This window comes from Ensifer sp. D2-11 (assembly GCF_054161295.1).
In genome coordinates this window covers 3,323,504-3,339,169 of sequence record NZ_CP096433.1, presented here as the reverse complement: position 1 = coordinate 3,339,169, position 15,666 = coordinate 3,323,504, and the positions used below count along the sequence as shown (strand labels likewise).

Genomic DNA, 15,666 nt, shown 5'->3' with positions numbered 1-15,666 from the left:
CAGCATCATATCCGCAGGCTGAGATCCGCAGGCCCTCGACCGGGCTTGTCACCGCGACCGATCAACCGACCTGTTCGGTGATCCACTCCCGGAAAGCGCGGCTGATCGGATTTTCGAGCTTGCCTTCCGGAATGGCGAGATAATAGCTGTTCTCCGTCTGCATCGGTCGATCGAGAACGATCCGCAGAGTGCCTGCGGTAAGTTCCTGCTCGATCAGATAGCGAGGTAAAAGGGCAAAACCGAGACCTGCAGTCGCCGCCTCGATTACCATCGAGAATTGATCGAAGCGGTTGCCGCGATAGGCGCCGTCCTGCTCGACGCCGTTTGCCTCGAACCATTGCGCCCAGAGCTTGGGCCGTGTCGCCAGATGCAGCAGCGGGGCGCCGCCGATGTCCGCAGGCGCTTCCACCGGATGCACCGAAAGAAGGGTCGGGCTGGCTGCCGGCACGATGACTTCGCTGCAGAGGTAGTTGCAAATGGCCCGCGCCCAGACGGGCTGGCCGTAATGGATCGCGAGGTCGAAGTTCTGCTCTTCGAAGTCGAACGGCTCAGAGCGGGAGGCGATATTGACGACGGTGCCCGGATGGCGCCTCAGGAAATCGGGCAGGCGAGGCACCAGCCAGCGGCTGCCGAAGGTCGGAAGCGATGCGATGGAGAGGCTCGAGTCGGCCCGCGCCGACGCCATGGCGCGCACCATCAGCTCTTCGGTCTGGTTCAGAAGCCGGCGCACTTCCGGCAGGAATTTCTGCCCCGCATCGGAAAGAATGACCCGCTGGCGTACCCGCTCGAAGAGCAGCACGCCCAGCTGGTTCTCGAGATCCTTGATCTGCCGGCTGACGGCGCTCTGCGTGAGATTGAGCTCCGCGGCGGCCTGGGTGAAACTGCCATGGCGCGCCGCGCATTCGAAGGCCTGCAGCGTCGTCACGTCGGGAACCAGTCGGCGGCTCAACTTCATTCCAGCCTCGCATCAACATAGTCAGAAGCAGCGCGATCCAAGCTCAGAGCCTTCCGATATGATCAGAATTAAGAATGACCTTGTCCTTCATCCATAGCGCGAGGCGAGCCCCAGTGAAAGAGAATAGTTTCGTATCCGCCGACGATATTCGCTCGGCCTTTTCCGCTGCGATGTCGTTGATGTACCGCGAGGAAGTGCCGGCCTACGGCACGCTGATGGAGCTCGTCGCCAGGGTCAACGGCGAAACGCTCTCGGCCGACGCCACCCTGAAGGGGCGCCTGGAAGCGACCGATTCGCTCGAACGCATTTCCGAGGAGCGTCACGGCGCGATCCGTCTCGGCACGCCGGCGGAGCTTTCGATGATGCGCCGGGTATTTGCCGTGATGGGCATGTATCCGGTCGGCTACTACGATCTGTCGACCGCCGGGGTGCCGGTCCACTCCACGGCCTTCCGGCCGGTGGGCGACGCGGCTCTGAAGCACAACCCCTTCCGCGTCTTCACCTCGCTTCTGAGGCTCGACCTCATTTCCGACGAGGCCCTTCGCGCCGAGGCGGAGGCGATCCTGAAAGAGCGCCGGATCTTTACATCCGGTGCGGTCGAGCTTACCGAAAAGGCCGAGCGGGACGGCGGCCTCGACAAGGCCGATGCCGAGCGTTTCGTCGCCGAAGTGCTCGAGACCTTCCGCTGGCACGACGAGGCGAATGTCAGCGCCGGCATGTACGAGCGCCTGCACGATGCGCACCGGCTGATCGCCGACGTGGTCTCCTTCAAGGGGCCGCATATCAACCATTTGACGCCACGGACGCTCGACATCGACCGCGTCCAGGCGCTGATGCCGGAATATGGCATTGCCCCGAAGGCCGTCGTCGAAGGACCGCCGACACGCAAATGCCCGGTCCTGCTTCGCCAGACGTCCTTCAAGGCGCTCGAAGAGCCGGTTTCCTTCCGCGACGCCGACGGCAGCTGGAAGACCGGCTCGCATACCGCCCGCTTCGGCGAGATCGAGCAGCGCGGCATCGCTTTGACGCCTAAGGGCCGAGGTCTCTACGACCGGCTGCTCGACGAATCGCGCAAGATCGTACGCCCGGCCGCCGATGGTTCAAACGCCAGGGAATACGAAGCGGCCTTGGCCCAGGTCTTCGAGGCGTTCCCCGACAGCTGGGCGGAGCTCCGCGAGGCGGGCCTCGGCTATTTCAGCTACTCCCTGACGGATAAGGGCCGGCGGACGAAGCTGCCCGGCCGGCGTGATCTCAATTCCCTGATCGCCGACGGCCTCGTTCAATTCGATCCGATCGTCTATGAGGACTTCCTTCCCGTCAGCGCCGCCGGTATCTTCCAGTCGAACCTCGGCGACGGTGCGCAGCAGGAATTCGAAGCGAGCCCGAACCAGAAGCGCTTCGAGACCGATCTCGGCGTCGCCGTGCTCAACGAATTCGATCACTATGCCGGCATCGAGCAGGCATCGATCGAAGGCTGCCTCAAGGCGCTTACCGCCGCCATGGCAGCGGAGTGATACGCCGGCGATGATTGACGAGCACCATATCGACGCATTGACGAAGCTCCTCGGCGACAAGGGCGTCGTCACGCGTCGGGAGGACATGGAGGCTTACGAGGCCGGCGCACGCTACGACCGCGGCCGCGCGGCGGCCGTCCTGCGTCCGGTAACGACGGAAGAGGTCTCGGCCGCCGTCGGTTACTGCGTCCGCAGCGGCATCGCCCTCATCCCCCAGTCGGGCAATACGGGCCTCGTCTCGGGATCGACGCCGGACGAGTCCGGCAGCGAGGTCGTTGTCAGCCTCGACCGGCTGACCCGCCAATTCGCGCTCGACCTCGACAATCGCTCCGTGCGCGTCGATGCCGGCTTCCGCCTGTCCGAGCTCAATCGGCGCCTGGAGGAACACGGCCTGTTCTTCCCGATCGATCTCGGCGCCGACCCGCGGATCGGCGGCATGATCGCCACCAATACCGGCGGCTCGCGCTTCCTCAAATATGGCGACGTGCGCCGCAACACGCTGGGTCTGAAAGTGGTCCTCGCCGACGAGGCGGGCACGGTGCTCGACCTCGGCTCGGACCTGCGCAAGAACAATACCGGCGTCGACTGGAAGCAGATCTTCATCGGCACCTCGGGCGCCTTCGGCATCGTCACCGAATGCGTGCTCAATCTCGAGCGCCTGCCGAAGCAGACGGCGACCGCCTTCCTCGTGCCGGCGAGCGGCGCGCATGTCCTGCCGCTCCTGAAGGCCATGGAAGAGCGGCTCGGCGCCTATCTCTCGGCCTTCGAGGGAATGTCGAGGAACGCGATCGCCGCGGCCTTCGCCCATGTGCCGGCGCTGAAAAACCCCTTCCAGGGCGGCAAGGTCCCCGACTACGTGATCCTCGCCGAAATCTCCCGCACCTCGAGCCCGCGCGAAGGCGAGCAGCCGCTCGACGCGGTTCTCGAAAGCGTGCTCGCGGAGATATGGGAGATGGAAGAGGTACTGCTCGCCGATGCGCTCGTCGGCCCGCCGCACGAGATCTGGGCGCTGCGCCATGCGCTTTCGGAGGGCGTAAAACACCTCGGCAAGCTCATCGCCTTCGATCTCTCCTTCCGCAGGGGTGACATCATGGCCTTCTGCGACCATATGAAGGCGGAAATGCCGGAAAAATTTTCGAGCGTCACGGTCTGCGATTTCGGCCATATCGGCGATGGCGGCGTTCACTTCAACCTGGTCGTCGCCAAGGATAGTCCGCTACTGGCCGATGCGACCTTCGAGCAGCGACTGCGCGAATGGGTCTTTGCGGTGGCGGTCGAGCAATATCACGGCAGCTTCAGCGCGGAACATGCGCTCGGCCGCCGCAACCAGGCTTTTTACGATCTCTACACGCCGGAAAAACTGAAGAACATGGCGGCCGGCCTCAAGACGCTCACCTCGCCGGGCAAGCTCGGCAGCGTGCGCTTCGGTTAGGTCATCGCGCCAGTTACAAGACGGGAGTCATCACATGAACATTGCAGCCAAGAAAATCGATGTCGCGAGCGAGGCAGCCGCGCTCCTCGAGAAAATGGGCGTTGCCAAGTACCTCTACACCGGCGGCGACATGCCGTCCTTCAGCCCGGTCACCGGCGAGAAGATCGCAAGTCTCAAGACCGTGTCTGCCGCTGAAGCCGCCGGCAAAATCGAGAAGGCCGACGAGGCTTTCCGCGCCTGGCGCCTCGTACCGGCGCCCAAGCGCGGCGAACTCGTCCGGCTTCTCGGCGAGGAACTGCGCGCCTTCAAGGCCGATCTCGGCCGCCTCGTCTCGATCGAAGCCGGCAAGATCCCGTCCGAAGGCCTCGGCGAAGTGCAGGAGATGATCGATATCTGCGATTTCGCCGTCGGCCTTTCCCGCCAGCTCTACGGCCTGACGATCGCCACCGAGCGTCCCGGCCACCGGATGATGGAAACCTGGCACCCGCTCGGTGTCGTCGGCATCATTTCCGCCTTCAACTTCCCCGTCGCGGTCTGGTCTTGGAATGCAGCGCTCGCGCTCGTCTGCGGCGACGCCGTCGTCTGGAAGCCGTCGGAAAAGACGCCGCTTACCGCGCTCGCCTGCCAGGCGATCCTGGAACGCGCCATCGCCCGTTTCGGCGACGCTCCGGAAGGCCTGTCGCAGGTCCTGATCGGCGACCGGGCGATCGGCGAGGTTCTCGTCGACCATCCGAAGGTGCCGCTGGTTTCGGCGACCGGCTCCACCCGCATGGGCCGCGAGGTCGGTCCGCGGCTTGCCAAGCGCTTCGCCCGCGCGATCCTGGAACTCGGCGGCAACAATGCGGGCATCGTCTGCCCGTCCGCCGATCTCGACATGGCGCTGCGCGCCATTGCTTTCGGGGCTATGGGCACCGCCGGGCAGCGCTGCACGACCCTGCGCCGCCTCTTCGTCCATGAAAGCGTCTACGACCAGCTCGTGCCGCGCCTGAAGAAGGCCTATCAGTCGGTTTCGGTCGGCAACCCGCTGGAATCGGCCGCACTCGTCGGCCCCCTCGTCGACAAGGCGGCCTTCGACGGGATGCAGAAGGCGATCGCCGAGGCAAAGAACCATGGCGGAGCCGTCACCGGCGGCGAGCGCGTCGAGCTCGGCCACGAGAACGGTTACTACGTCAAGCCGGCACTGGTCGAAATGCCGAAGCAGGAAGGCCCGGTTCTCGAGGAAACCTTCGCGCCGATCCTCTACGTCATGAAGTACAGCGACTTCGACGCGGTGCTCGCCGAGCACAATGCGGTTGCCGCCGGGCTTTCCTCCTCGATCTTCACCCGTGACATGCAGGAATCGGAACGTTTCCTCGCAGCCGACGGCTCGGATTGCGGCATCGCCAACGTCAATATCGGTACCTCCGGCGCCGAGATCGGCGGCGCGTTCGGCGGCGAAAAGGAGACCGGCGGCGGACGAGAATCCGGCTCCGACGCCTGGAAGGCCTATATGCGGCGCGCCACCAACACGGTGAACTATTCGAAGGCTCTGCCGCTGGCGCAGGGCGTCTCTTTCGACATCGAATAATCGAACAGGATCGGCCATGACCATCAATGCAACGGTCAAGGAGGCGGGCTTTCAGCCCGCCTCGCGGATTTCCTCGATCGGAGTTTCGGAAATCCTGAAGATCGGCGCCCGCGCCGCCGCCATGAAGCGCGAAGGCAAGCCGGTGATCATCCTCGGCGCCGGCGAGCCGGATTTCGACACGCCGGAACACGTGAAGCAGGCCGCCTCGGATGCGATTCACCGCGGCGAGACGAAATACACCGCACTCGACGGCACGCCGGAACTGAAGAAGGCGATCCGCGAGAAATTCCAGCGCGAGAACGGGTTGGCCTACGAGCTGGACGAGATCACGGTCGCGACCGGCGCCAAGCAGATCCTCTTCAACGCCATGATGGCCTCGCTCGATCCGGGCGACGAGGTCATCATTCCGACGCCCTACTGGACCTCCTATTCGGACATTGTCCATATCTGCGAGGGCAAGCCGGTCCTGATCGCCTGCGACGCATCTTCCGGTTTCCGCCTGACGGCGGAAAAGCTGGAGGCGGCCATCACGCCGCGGACCCGATGGGTGCTCTTAAACTCGCCCTCCAATCCGTCGGGCGCCGCCTACAGTGCGGCCGACTACCGGCCGCTGCTCGAGGTACTTCTGAGGCACCCGCATGTCTGGCTGCTCGTCGACGACATGTATGAGCACATAGTCTATGACGGTTTCCGCTTCGTTACCCCGGCGCAGTTGGAGCCGGGCCTGAAGAACCGCACGCTGACCGTAAACGGCGTCTCGAAGGCCTATGCGATGACCGGCTGGCGGATCGGCTATGCCGGTGGCCCGCGCGAGCTCATCAAGGCGATGGCCGTCGTCCAGAGCCAGGCGACCTCATGCCCCTCTTCGATAAGCCAGGCGGCTTCGGTCGCGGCGCTCAACGGGCCGCAGGACTTCCTGAAAGAACGGACCGAGAGCTTCCAGCGCCGCCGCGATCTCGTGGTCAACGGCTTGAACGCGATCGACGGCCTCGAGTGCCGCGTTCCCGAGGGTGCCTTCTACACCTTCTCCGGCTGCGCCGGCGTGCTCGGCAAGGTGACGCCATCAGGCAAGAGGATCGAAACGGATACGGACTTCTGCGCCTATCTTTTGGAAGACGCCCATGTCGCCGTCGTCCCGGGCTCGGCCTTCGGCCTCTCACCTTATTTCCGCATCTCCTATGCAACCTCGGAGGCGGAGCTGAAGGAGGCGCTCGAACGAATCGCTGCGGCTTGCGAGCGGCTTTCGTGAGTGGCTCGAATTGCCCCTCAACCGCCTGCCGGCACCTTCTCCCCGTTCCACGGGGAGAAGGGACTCGTGGCGCTCGCTCGTAACACCGCAACGGCTTCGGCAGGAAGGGGAGTAGCCCGCTTGTCCCTTCTCCCCGTCAGAACGGGGAGAAGGTGCCGGCAGGCGGATGAGTGGCGTTCTTTCCCCTTCAAAACGTCGGCGGCGTGCAGGCGCTGATCACGTCGCAGGGCACCGGTCCGATGCAGCGAAAGCGGTGCGGCCGCCGGCTTTCGAAATAATAGGCGTCGCCCGGCCCGAGGATGCGCCGCTCGTCGTCGACGGTCACTTCCAGCCGGCCTGAAAGCACGATGCCGCCTTCCTCGCCCTCATGCACCAGCGGCACCTTGCCGGTATCCGCGCCCGGCTGGTAGCACTCCTTCAGGATCTGAAGGCTGCGGCCGAAAAGGTTGTCGCCGATCTGGCGATAGGAGATCGGTCCCTTGCCGATCTCCACCAGTTCCTCAGCCGCATAGAAAGCCCTGCGCGGCTTCTCCGGCTCGAAGGAGAAGAACTCCGCAAGCCCGATTGGAATACCGTCGAGGATACGCTTCAGCGCCCCGACCGAGGGGTTCGATGCATTCGATTCGATCAGCGAGATGGTGGAGTTGGTAACCCCCGCCCGTTTGGCGAGTTCGCGCTGGGAAAGCTTGTGCCTCAGCCGCACCTGCCGCAGGCGGCTGCCGATATCGACGCTCATAGCGAACTCCGGTGTTGATGTTGTTTGAAATAGCGAAACTCTATCAAACTCCCTCGTGCAAATACAACGGCTTAGATGACCTTAGAAAAGGACTTGTTCGGAAATCCAAATCATGGCGTCAATCGGCTAACGACAGGAGGATGCCATGAACGCCCACAACAAGCCCAACGCTCCGGTTCTCGACAGCTACTGGATGCCCTTCACCGCCAACCGCCAGTTCAAGGCGGCACCCCGGCTGCTCGCCGCCGCCGAGGGCATGCACTACACCAGCGTCGACGGCCGGACGGTTCTCGACGGCACCGCCGGCCTCTGGTGCGTGAATGCCGGGCACGGCCGCCGGCAGATCGCCGCCGCGGTCGAGCGGCAGCTTTCGACCATGGACTTCGCGCCGTCCTTCCAGATGGGTCATCCGATCGCCTTCGACTTCGCCGAGCGGCTGGCCGAGATCGCGCCCGGCCCGGCTGGCGCCAAGCTCGACCGGGTGTTCTTCACCGGCTCGGGCTCGGAATCCGTGGACACCGCGCTGAAGATGGCACTTGCCTATCAACGTTCGATCTGCCAGGGCACGCGCACCCGCCTCATCGGCCGCGAACGCGGTTATCACGGCGTCGGCTTCGGCGGCATCTCCGTCGGCGGCATCGTCAACAACCGCCGCGTCTTCCCGCAGCTTCCCGGATCCGACCATCTGCGCCACACCCATGACCCGGCGAAGAACGCCTTCGTCAAAGGGCAGCCGGAGCATGGTGCGGAGCTTGCCGACGACCTCGAAAGGCTCGTGGCGCTCCACGGCGCCGAGACGATCGCCGCCTGCATCGTCGAGCCAGTCGCCGGCTCGACCGGCGTGCTGATCCCGCCGAAGGGCTATCTCGAGCGGCTGCGCGCGATCTGCGACAAGCACGGCATTCTCCTGATCTTCGACGAGGTGATCACCGGTTTCGGCCGGCTCGGTGCGGCCTTTGCGACCGACTATTTCGGCGTCACGCCGGACATCGTCACCACCGCAAAGGGGCTTACCAACGGTGCGATCCCGATGGGCGCTGTCTTTGCCAGCCGCAAGGTGCACGACGCGCTGATGCACGGCCCCGAAGGCCAGATCGAGCTCTTCCACGGCTATACCTATTCCGGCCATCCGGCCGCCTGTGCCGCCGGCATCGCCACGCTCGACATCTATCGCGACGAGGGCCTGATGACGCGCGCCGCCGAAATCGAGGGCGACTGGCACGAGGCGATGCATTCCATGAAAGGCCTGCCGCACGTCATCGACATCCGCACCATCGGCCTCATCGCCGGCATCGAGCTCCAGTCGCGCGACGGCGCGCCCGGCGCTCGCGCCTATGACGTCTTCGTCGATTGTTTCGAGCGGGGCCTGCTGATCCGCGTCACCGGCGACATCATCGCCTTCTCGCCGCCTCTGATCGCGGAAAAGCAGCATTTCGGCGAGATCGTCTCGATCCTTGCCGATGCGTTGAACCGGGTGAAGTAACAGCGGTTCGCGCGCGGAATGACCCCTCCCTACGGTTGGGAGGGGCAATTTCAGGCCGTGCCATCCCCTTCCAGAAGTTCAGCGTATCAGGATCGCCCGCAGATCATTGACATTCGTCCCCGTCGGGCCGGGCACAAAGAGGTCGCCGCTGGCCGCGAAGGCCGTCCAGGCGTCATGGCCTGCGAGATGCGAGCGGGGATCGGCGCCTGCCGCCCGCATCCGGCCGATGCTTGCGCCGTCGGCAAAGGCGCCGGCATTGTCCTCGGATCCGTCGATGCCGTCGGTGTCGGCGGCAAGCGCATCGATACCACCGATACCGTCGATGTCGAGCGCGAGCGACAGGAGGAATTCGCTGTTACGTCCGCCCTTACCGTAAAGTTCGCCTGAGATCGTCACCGTCGTCTCGCCGCCGGAAAGCAGCACGACCGGCTTCGAAAAGGGACGGTTGCGCGAGGCCACTTCCCGCGCGAGCGCCGCATGCATGCGGCCGATGTCGCGCGCCTCGCCTTCGATCGCATCCGACAGGATCATCGCCTCGATGCCGCTTTCCCGCGCCCGTGCCGCCGCCGCTTCCAGCGAAACGCTCGCCGAGGCGATGACGTGGACTTCGTTGCCGGCGAATGCAGCATCGTCGGGCCGGGGTGCTCGCGCCGCATCGGAAGCGAGATGCGCCGTCACCCGTTCGGGCAGGGCGATAGCGTATCGCGCGACGATCTCGTGCGCCTCTTCGAGGCTGGATCGGTCGGCAACCGTCGGGCCCGAGGCGACGAAGGCCGGATTGTCGCCGGGCACGTCGGAGACGACGAGGCTCACGACCCGCGCCGGCGCGGCGGCAAGTGCAAGCCGCCCGCCCTTGATCCGCGAGACATGCTTGCGGACCACATTCATGGCGGAGATCGGCGCTCCGGAGGCAAGCAGCGCCTTGTTGACGGCGATCTCGTCCTCCAGGGTCAAGCCGCCAGGCGGAGCCGGCAGCAGAGCCGAGCCGCCGCCGGAGATGAGCGCCACCACGAGATCATCCGCCGTCAGTCCCCCGACCGCTTTGAGAAGCGCCGCGGAGGCGGCAAGCCCCGCCTCATCCGGCACCGGGTGAGCCGACTGCAGGACCCTGATCCGCCCGCATTTCTCGACAGGCCCGTGGCGGGCAACGACGGCGCCTGCGAGCGGCCCGTCCCAGAGCCGCTCGAAAGCGGCTGCCATCTGGCTCGCGGCCTTGCCGGCGCCGACCACGATCGTGCGGCCCTTCGGCCGCGCCGGAAGATGCGCCCGAATGGCTGCTTCAGGATCGGCCGCGGCGACGGCGGCCTCGAAGAGGGATATGAGAAAAGGGCGCGGCTCTATTGACGTCATGGAATCAGACCGGGATTTCTGGATAGGGACGAAGGCACCTTGGACGCCGCCTTCAGCCGCCGCAACGATTTTTCGAACGGCCGCCCGAAACTGCAACGCCCGATCGCTCCTTCAGCGGACCTCCGCGCGCGCCCGCGGGCGCGCGTCGTTGCGCTCGTGCTGGAACACGGCCGGGGGCAGCGGCGGCAATCCGCGGATGATGTCGGCCCCCTTCTCGCCCATCATGATCGTCGGGCCGTTGGTGTTGCAGGATGGGACCCGCGGCATTACCGAGCTGTCGCAGACGCGCAGGCCCTCGATCCCGCGAACCTTGAGCTCCAGGTCGACCACCGCCGCCGCGTCGGTCCCCATCTTGCAGGTGCCGACCGGGTGGTGGTCGGTCTTGGCGTTGGCGCAGCCATAGTCGAAGAGCTGCTCGTCGGTGCGGATGCCGTTGCCGGGCAAACGTTCATCGAGGACGAACGGCTTCAGCGCAGGCTGCTGCATGATTTCGCGCGCGATCTTCAAACCTTCGAGCGACATCTGCCGATCGTGCGGATCCTCCCAGTAGTTCGGATCGATCAGGGGTGCTGCCGCCGGGTCGGCCGAGGAGAGCCGGACGGTGCCGCGCGAGCGCGGGTGCAGATAGGCGGAATTGAGTGTGACCCCGGCATTCTTGAGCCGTGCGACCCCGGCCTCGATGCCCGAACCGAGGCCCAGGTGGAACTGGATGTCCGGGGAGCGGGCATTCGGATCGGCATACCAGAAGCCGCCGGTCTCGAAGAGAGACGAGGCGACCGGGCCGGAGCGGAAGAGCACATATTGCAGCCCGGCCCAGAGCGTGCGGTGCAGCCTGGCGACGCCGTCATAGGTATGATCGCCGGTGCATTCGGAGATGACGAAGAGATCCAGATGGTCCTGGAGATTGCCGCCCACACCGGGGAGATCGTGCCTGACCTCGACGCCGACGGAACGAAGGTGATCGGCGGGGCCGATGCCGGACTGCAACAGCAGTTTCGGCGAACCGATCGCACCCGACGAGACCAGCACCTCGCGATCGGCACGAATGATCTCGCTGCCCCTCCCCGTTACGACTTCCACCCCTACGGCGCGCCTGCCCTCGAGCATGATGCGCGCGACGCGGGCGCCGGTGCGCACCGTCAGATTCGGGCGATCCTTGATCGGCGAGAGATAGGCGAGCGAGGCGGAGGACCGGCGGCGGTTGCGCTGCGTCAGCTGATAGAAGCCGACGCCCGCCTGTTGCCTGCCGTTGAAGTCGTGGTTGTAGGGAATGCCGAGTTCCTGGCCGGCGCGGATATAGGCGTCGCAGATCGGCAGCGCCGAAACCGGCATGGAAACGCCGAGCGGACCGCCATAGGAATGATAGTCGTCGGCGAAGCGCTGATTGTCCTCGGCGCGCTTGAAATAGGGAAGCACGCTGCGATAGTCCCAGCCGGCGCAGCCCTCCTCACTCGCCCAGAGGTCGTAGTCGGCCGCATTGCCGCGGGTATAGAGCTGTGCATTGATGGAAGAACCGCCGCCGATCACCTTGGCCTGGGTATAGCGCAGCACCCTGCCCTTCATGTGCTTCTGCGGCACCGTGTGCCAGCCCCAGCTGGCGACCCCCTTGGTCATCTTGGCGAAGCCGGCCGGCATGTGGAACAGCGGATTCCAGTCGCCGCCGCCGGCTTCGAGCAGCAGCACCCTGACGTCCGGATCCTCGCTCAGGCGATTGGCGAGCACGCAGCCGGCCGGACCGGCCCCGGTGATGATGTAGTCGTAGGTCATTCACATGTCCTCAAAGTCACGCGCTTCGGGCGCGGTATCGTCTGTCTCGCCATGCCCCTCATCCGTCTGCCGCCACCTTCTCCCCGCAGGCGGGGAGAAGGGACTCGCGGCAACCGCTCGCCACCATCTCGTCGGCGCACGTCCCCTCTCCCCGCCTGCGGGGAGAGGGTTAGGGTGAGGGGCAAATCTCACGACCGGCGAGAGGAAAATTCACAACCGCCCGATCGAGAGCCCTCCATCCGCCTGGATGACAGAGCCTGTGGCGAAACCGAACTGCCCGCCGGCGAGGCCGGCGACGATATTGCCGATGTCCTCGGGTTCGCCCCAACGCCGCATCGGCACCAGACCGCTTTCAATCAGACCGTCGTATTTGCCGGAAACCGCAGCCGTCATGTCCGAGCGGATGATGCCGGGGCGGACTTCGAAGACCCCGATGCCGGTCTCGGCGAGCCTCAGCGCCAGGCCCTGGCTGAAGGCCGCAAGCCCCGCCTTGCTCATGCAGTAGTCGAGCCGCTCGGGCGACGTCATCGCGGCCGAGACCGAGGTGATGTTGATGATCGAGCGCGACGCTCGAGCGTCGCTCGCCAGCATCGCCTTCACAACGGCCTGCGTGAAAAACACCGTGCCGCGCAGATTGACGCCGACGATCGTGTCGAAATTCTCCGGCTTCAGATCGAGAAAATCGCCGCGCACGATGGAGGCGATGCCGGCATTGTTGACGAGGCAGTCGATCCGGCCGAATTCCGCGACGGCAGCGTCGACGGTCGTCTGATGGCTCGAAAGGTCGGCAAGATCGGCGCGCAGGAAGATCACCCGGGCGCCGAGCCCGTTGAGTTCGGCGATTACGGGAGCGACACCCTCCGCATCGCCAATGCCGGTGATGGCGATGTCGAAGCCGCTCGCCGCGAGTGCCCGGGCGATACCGAGCCCGATGCCGCGGCGGCCGCCGGTGACGATCGCGACGGGGCGTGCCTTCTCGGTCATGACCGCAGATCCTGTTTCACGATATGGTCGGCGACACGCAGCGCCTGTGCCGCGACGGTCAGCGCCGGATTGACGGCGGCGGAGGTCGGCAGGAAGCCGGCATCGACGACGAAGAGATTCGGATGATCGAAGGCGCGGCAATAGACGTCGAGCGGCGCCTGGCCGGGATCATTGCCGATCCGGACCGTGCCGCACTGGTGCGAGGGCGTCCGCTTGTCGAAGGCCCGTGCGAGCACGATCGGGAAGCCGGCTTTCTTCAGCACCGCCTTGAGCCTGGCGACGAGGTCGAGATGGGCCTGCCAATTGGTGCGCACCCATTTCAGCACAACGCGCTCGCCGTCGACCATGACGCGGCTTTCCGGTGAGGGCAGGTCCTCGCTCATGGCGTAGAAGTCGATGCCGCGGGCGGACACCCGGTTTAGCAGCCATTCCGGCATTGCCGGCATGTTCGCCTTCAGTATCGCGCCGGAAATGCGGCCGAGAAGCTGGACATTGCCGAGCGGCGGCCCGCCCGCACCGTCGGAGAGATAGAAGTCGTTGAGGCCGAAGGTCTTCTGATAGACCGAGTCGTTCCGGTACCAGGGGCTGAGCGCGATGACGGCGCTTGAATTGTGGTTCATGAAATTGCGGCCGACCTGATCGGACCGGTTGGCAAGCCCGGTCGGATTGCTGTCGTCGGCCGAGCGCAGGAGCAGTACGGCCGACTGCACCGCGCCGGCGCAGAGGATGACGAGCTTCGGCGAAAGACTGTGCTCTGCCCCGTCCCTGGCGTAGAGCACGGTTTCGATCGCCTTGCCGTCCGGCCCGGTTACGAGCCGGGTCACTCGCGAGCCGGTCTGCAGCCGCACATTCGGAAATTTCAGCGCCGCCGCCAGCGCCGCCGTTTCGGCATCCATCTTGCCGTCGGACGAGTTCGGATGCGCGTCCCACGGCGTCTTGCCCTTGGCCAGCCAGCGCTCGATATCGACGCCGAGCGGCAGCGAATAGGGATGGAGGCCGATCTCGGCCAGGCGCTCGCGGACCATGGCGATCGCAGGCTCGTCCGGCACCGGGCCGTGGGGATAGCCGCTCGAATGAGCGGGCTCCGTCGGGTCCTCGCCCAATTTACCTCGCACTTGGTAAAGCTGCTCTGCCCTGGAATACCACGGCTCGAGCTCCTCATAGGAAAAGGGCCAGGCCGGGGAGACGCCGTCCCGATGCTGCATCTCCTCGAAATCCTCCCGGCGATAGCGGGTCAGCACCGCGCCATAGAACTTCGAATTGCCGCCGACATTGTAGTAATTGCCGGGATTGAAGCCGGGGCCGCCGGCCTCGTACCAGGTCTCCTTCGGGCGGAAATGGCCGCGCTGGAAGATCGCCCGCTGGTCGCGATTGACCGGCAGGTCCTCGATATGCGAGCCCGCTTCGAGGATCAGTATCTCGGCGCCCGAGGCAGCAAGGCCCGCAGCGACCGTTGCGCCGCCGACCCCCGATCCGATGATGACGATATCCGGCTGGCTCTCCATCGTCTTCCTCATGCAATCCGCTTTTCGCTTTGCGGGTCGAAGAAGACGGCCTTGTCGAGGTTGAAGGCGAGCCGTGACGTCTGGCCGGGCGCGATGCGCGCATCGGCCCTGAGCCTTGCGACGATTTCCTTGCCGCCAAGCCTCGTCACGGCAAAGGTATCGGAGCCGGCCGGCTCGACCACCTCGATCAGGCATTCGCCTTCGGCGACGAATTGCGCATTGCGGTCCGCCCCGTCCGGGTCGGTGAGCGCTTCCGGACGGATGCCGAAGACCACCTCCTTGCCGGCATAGGCGGAGAGCGCGCCGTTATGCGGCACGGCGAGTCTCAAGGGTTCGGCATTCGGCCGCGCCAGCGTCACCGAGACTTGCGAGCCTGCGGTCTCTATCTGCGCTTTGAGCAGGTTCATCGCAGGCGATCCCATGAAATCGGCGACGAACATGTTGGCGGGGTTGTTGTAGATCTCCGCCGGCGTTCCGAATTGCTGCAGCACGCCGTCCTTCAGGACGGCGATCTTGGTCGCGAGCGTCATCGCCTCGATCTGGTCGTGCGTCACATAGACGATGGTCGTCTTCATGCGGTGATGCAGCCGCTTGATCTCGGTGCGCATGTCGACGCGCAGCTTCGCGTCGAGGTTCGAGAGCGGCTCGTCGAAGAGGAAGACCTGGGGATTGCGCACCAGCGCCCGGCCCATGGCCACGCGCTGACGCTGGCCGCCGGAAAGCTGGCTCGGCTTGCGGTCGAGCAGATGGCCGATCTGCAGCATGTCGGCCACCTGCTTGATCGCCTTCTCGCGTTCCTCCTTCGGCACGCCGCGGATCTCCATGCCGAAGGCGATGTTCCCGGCCACAGTCATGTTCGGATAGAGCGCATAGGACTGGAAGACCATGGCGATGTCGCGCTTCGACGGGTGCAGCCCCGAAACCGAGCGGCCGTTTATGGCGATGTCGCCCGAGGTGATCGGCTCCAGGCCGGCGATCGTGTTCAGAAGCGTCGACTTGCCGCAGCCGGAGGGGCCGACCAACACGAGGAAGCCGCCTTCTTCGATCTCCAGGTTGATGTCCTTCAAGATCTCGAGGGCACCGTAGGATTTGCGCAGATTGGTGATCTTCAGAAACGACATGGC

The 15,666-nt window shown here is 65.2% G+C and carries 12 protein-coding genes; 5 read left to right on the top strand and 7 right to left on the bottom strand.

Annotation, left to right across the window (positions count from 1 at the left end; genetic code table 11):
- Positions 1-61: 61 nt before the first annotated feature.
- A complete protein-coding gene (locus M1D34_RS15920; protein WP_027994095.1) occupies positions 62-955 on the bottom strand; it encodes a LysR family transcriptional regulator in 894 nt (297 codons plus the stop codon).
- Positions 956-1,068: 113 nt separating this feature from the next.
- Between M1D34_RS15920 and hglS the strand changes: the two genes are divergently transcribed.
- From hglS to M1D34_RS15900, 4 genes are read left to right on the top strand one after another with little or no spacing between them, the layout of a single operon-like run.
- Entirely contained in the window at positions 1,069-2,469 is a 1,401-nt protein-coding gene (gene hglS, locus M1D34_RS15915; protein WP_127516410.1) for a 2-oxoadipate dioxygenase/decarboxylase HglS, read from the top strand.
- Positions 2,470-2,479: 10 nt separating this feature from the next.
- Positions 2,480-3,901, top strand: coding sequence for an FAD-binding oxidoreductase (locus M1D34_RS15910; RefSeq protein WP_498779870.1), 1,422 nt, complete (start codon positions 2,480-2,482; stop codon positions 3,899-3,901).
- A 34-nt stretch (positions 3,902-3,935) separates the two neighbouring features.
- Positions 3,936-5,468, top strand: coding sequence for an L-piperidine-6-carboxylate dehydrogenase (gene amaB / locus M1D34_RS15905; RefSeq protein ID WP_498779868.1), 1,533 nt, complete (start codon positions 3,936-3,938; stop codon positions 5,466-5,468).
- A 16-nt stretch (positions 5,469-5,484) separates the two neighbouring features.
- Entirely contained in the window at positions 5,485-6,717 is a 1,233-nt protein-coding gene (locus tag M1D34_RS15900) for a pyridoxal phosphate-dependent aminotransferase (RefSeq protein WP_498779866.1), read from the top strand.
- Between the two features lie 187 nt (positions 6,718-6,904).
- On the opposite strand, the gene M1D34_RS15895 is transcribed toward M1D34_RS15900, so the two are convergent.
- Positions 6,905-7,453, bottom strand: coding sequence for a cupin domain-containing protein (locus M1D34_RS15895; RefSeq protein WP_498779864.1), 549 nt, complete (start codon positions 7,451-7,453; stop codon positions 6,905-6,907).
- A gap of 145 nt (positions 7,454-7,598) precedes the next feature.
- Here M1D34_RS15895 and aptA point away from each other — a divergent pair, with 145 nt between their 5' ends.
- A complete protein-coding gene (gene aptA / locus M1D34_RS15890) occupies positions 7,599-8,936 on the top strand; it encodes an omega-aminotransferase AptA (RefSeq protein WP_498779862.1) in 1,338 nt (445 codons plus the stop codon).
- A 78-nt stretch (positions 8,937-9,014) separates the two neighbouring features.
- Here aptA and M1D34_RS15885 read toward each other — a convergent pair whose 3' ends face one another.
- From M1D34_RS15885 to M1D34_RS15865, 5 genes are all read right to left on the bottom strand, one after another.
- Positions 9,015-10,382: a glycerate kinase type-2 family protein gene (locus M1D34_RS15885; RefSeq protein ID WP_498779859.1), complete on the bottom strand. Its 1,368-nt coding sequence runs from the start codon at positions 10,380-10,382 to the stop codon at positions 9,015-9,017.
- A 15-nt stretch (positions 10,383-10,397) separates the two neighbouring features.
- Entirely contained in the window at positions 10,398-12,053 is a 1,656-nt protein-coding gene (locus tag M1D34_RS15880) for a GMC family oxidoreductase (RefSeq protein ID WP_010970552.1), read from the bottom strand.
- A gap of 210 nt (positions 12,054-12,263) precedes the next feature.
- The gene (locus M1D34_RS15875) at positions 12,264-13,037 is read right to left on the bottom strand and encodes a 3-ketoacyl-ACP reductase (RefSeq protein WP_498779857.1); all 774 of its coding nucleotides are present in this window, start codon (positions 13,035-13,037) and stop codon (positions 12,264-12,266) included.
- On the bottom strand, positions 13,034-14,554 hold the full coding sequence (locus tag M1D34_RS15870; protein WP_498779855.1) for a GMC oxidoreductase: 1,521 nt from the start codon (positions 14,552-14,554) through the stop codon (positions 13,034-13,036). Before M1D34_RS15870 ends, M1D34_RS15875 begins: the two co-directional genes overlap by 4 nt.
- Positions 14,551-15,663, bottom strand: coding sequence for an ABC transporter ATP-binding protein (locus M1D34_RS15865; protein ID WP_003535873.1), 1,113 nt, complete (start codon positions 15,661-15,663; stop codon positions 14,551-14,553). The genes M1D34_RS15870 and M1D34_RS15865 overlap by 4 nt, the downstream gene beginning before the upstream one ends.
- Positions 15,664-15,666 lie beyond the last annotated feature (3 nt).

What these genes read in the sequence shown, in the direction of transcription:
- M1D34_RS15920 (WP_027994095.1), bottom strand. Translation starts at nt 955, where the DNA reads ATGAAGTTGAGCCGCCGACTGGTTCCCGACGTGACGACGCTGCAGGCC.
- M1D34_RS15910 (WP_498779870.1), top strand. Translation starts at nt 2,480, where the DNA reads ATGATTGACGAGCACCATATCGACGCATTGACGAAGCTCCTCGGCGAC.
- amaB (WP_498779868.1), top strand. Translation starts at nt 3,936, where the DNA reads ATGAACATTGCAGCCAAGAAAATCGATGTCGCGAGCGAGGCAGCCGCG.
- M1D34_RS15900 (WP_498779866.1), top strand. Translation starts at nt 5,485, where the DNA reads ATGACCATCAATGCAACGGTCAAGGAGGCGGGCTTTCAGCCCGCCTCG.
- M1D34_RS15895 (WP_498779864.1), bottom strand. Translation starts at nt 7,453, where the DNA reads ATGAGCGTCGATATCGGCAGCCGCCTGCGGCAGGTGCGGCTGAGGCAC.
- aptA (WP_498779862.1), top strand. Translation starts at nt 7,599, where the DNA reads ATGAACGCCCACAACAAGCCCAACGCTCCGGTTCTCGACAGCTACTGG.
- M1D34_RS15880 (WP_010970552.1), bottom strand. Translation starts at nt 12,053, where the DNA reads ATGACCTACGACTACATCATCACCGGGGCCGGTCCGGCCGGCTGCGTG.
- M1D34_RS15875 (WP_498779857.1), bottom strand. Translation starts at nt 13,037, where the DNA reads ATGACCGAGAAGGCACGCCCCGTCGCGATCGTCACCGGCGGCCGCCGC.
- M1D34_RS15870 (WP_498779855.1), bottom strand. Translation starts at nt 14,554, where the DNA reads ATGAGGAAGACGATGGAGAGCCAGCCGGATATCGTCATCATCGGATCG.
- M1D34_RS15865 (WP_003535873.1), bottom strand. Translation starts at nt 15,663, where the DNA reads ATGTCGTTTCTGAAGATCACCAATCTGCGCAAATCCTACGGTGCCCTC.